Genomic DNA, 2232 nt, shown 5'->3' on the forward strand with positions numbered 1-2232 from the left:
ATGCTGATAAAACTATACCATAAAATATACAATTAATTCTGCTGACTTACTTATAACCCCAAACCTGACACCCCACACCTTCGATAAAACTGGTTAGTTTGTGAGCGTTCAGCTATCAGCCATCAGTTGAAACATATCAATCTCTATCTTATGCTGTGAGTGAGATTAAACATAAGCTTAACGCTTTCATCTCTTAGCTGAAAGCCGAACGCTGTGCGATAGCGCCGAAACGGAGTGAGGAACTGCTTACTGCTTACTAATTTAAGTTTTTGTGTACTGGTGTAAGATGTCAGTTATAACCCTACACCCCACCCCCCACACCAGGAGCGAAGAGACGATAAAATTCTTTTGTCTCTTGTCTATTTCATGTTTTAACCTTTCCAGTTAACCCAATCTTGAGGTTTCAAGAAGACATCATACAATTGAGTTTCGGGGGTGTTGGGAGCCGGTTCATAACAGTATTCCCAACGAACTAAAGGAGGTAAAGACATTAAAATAGATTCCGTACGACCATTGGTTTGTAGACCGAAAATAGTTCCGCGATCGTATACTAAATTAAACTCTACATAGCGTCCCCGACGATACAATTGAAACTGTCTTTCTCTGTCTCCGTATTCTGTGTTACGACGCTTCTCAACAATAGGAAGATAAGCAGGGAGAAAAGTATCTCCACAGTCGTTGACAAAAGCAAATAAATCTTCCCAAGTTCGAGGTTTTAAACTGGGTAATTGATCGCTATATTTGGCTGCAGGTTTATCAGTATCGGGACCACGATACAAGGGATCACTTCCATCTTGATAATCAAAGAAAATACCCCCAACTCCACGGGTTTCCTGGCGATGTTTGAGGTAGAAATATTCATCACACCAAGGTTTAAACACAGAATAATATTCGGGATGATGGCGATCGCAAGTTTCCTTGAGGGTTCGATGAAACTGGGATGCATCTTCAGCAAAGGGGTAATAGGGAGTTAAGTCGATACCCCCTCCAAACCACCAAACCGGTCCCGCTTCAAAATAGCGATAGTTGAGGTGAACTGTGGGAACGTAAGGGTTACGGGGATGGAGTACCATAGAGGTTCCCGTAGCGTAAAAACCGTGTCCTTCCGCAGAGGGACGCTGTTTGAGGATAGATGGGGGTAACTGTTGTCCCCAAACTTCAGAAAAATTCACCCCACCTTGTTCAAATAAATCACCGTCTCTGATAACACGAGAACGGCCACCACCCCCTTCTTCTCTGTCCCAACTGTCCTCACGAAATGTACTCCCACCGTCTGCTTGTTCGAGTCCTTGACAAATTTTGTCTTGTAGGGTTTTCATGAACTCACTAACCCTTGTTTTTGCATCTGTGGGGGGTAAAGAGGTTTGTTGAGGAGTTGTCACGTCTGCTGTTATTGGGGTCATAATTTTGTTTTAACACTCATCCTGAAACATTTAACGGTAACTTGTCGATCGCAGTGACCAAGTTACACCTATGATCAATCTAAGGCTTACTGGGTCAGAAGTGTCATTAAGTTTAGTAAACAGTGCTGATTTTCTGATTCATTGCCACATTTGCGGTAATTGAATGTCGGTGTATTGGCGTTCTTGATAAAATTCCCTAATTTCTGTAACTTCAGGAAACTCCTCTGCAAAACTTTGTTGTAACAAATTCATTAAAGGTTGAGATATTTGCTGAGAAAAATTACCTCTTAAACAGCGATAATACCATTCAATTAATTGACTCTCTTTAACAATTCCTCTAACTCGTTTTCCCCATCCAATTTGTTTCATTAAGGTAGAAATAACGGAAGCATCAGCGTCACGACAAACAATAATAATATTATCACTTTCAACTTGATCAATAATCGTCTCTACTTGTGCAGGATTTAAACTAAGATGCTTCACTTGAATAACTGGACCAAAATTAGCCCACATATCTAAACCTCTATCTGCTGCATTGGTAACACCAACTCGATAAATGTGTGCAAGTTCACTCCATTCTTTTTGTTCATGACTAAGATTAAGAAGGACTTGTGACAAATCAGAAAATTCTTGCAATAGAGGATAATTTTTGGCAGGTATTTTAACTGTAACTTCTGCCTCTAATTGATTAACAACCGTTTCAAATAAACTGTAAGTAATAATCTCATAGCATTTGTCAATACTTCGCTTAATCCCAGCTTCTTGTCTAAATAGAGATATAGCAATCAGGAATGAGGTGTGAGAAAATGAAAGAATAGTAAATCTAGAC

General features: G+C 40.0%; 2 protein-coding genes. Both read right to left on the minus strand.

Features of this window, described 5'->3' with window-relative positions; all coding sequences use genetic code 11:
- Positions 1 to 371: 371 nt before the first annotated feature.
- Complete coding sequence (hemF, locus tag P9B04_RS22100) at positions 372 to 1394, minus strand: oxygen-dependent coproporphyrinogen oxidase (RefSeq protein ID WP_342057122.1); 1023 nt, start codon at positions 1392 to 1394, stop codon at positions 372 to 374.
- Positions 1395 to 1541: 147 nt separating this feature from the next.
- The coding region (locus P9B04_RS22105) for a HaeII family restriction endonuclease (RefSeq protein ID WP_342057121.1) at positions 1542 to 2232 on the minus strand (691 nt) is incomplete at its 5' end.

Origin of the sequence: Crocosphaera sp. Alani8 (assembly GCF_038442745.1) — a bacterium.
Lineage (GTDB): Bacteria > Cyanobacteriota > Cyanobacteriia > Cyanobacteriales > Microcystaceae > Crocosphaera.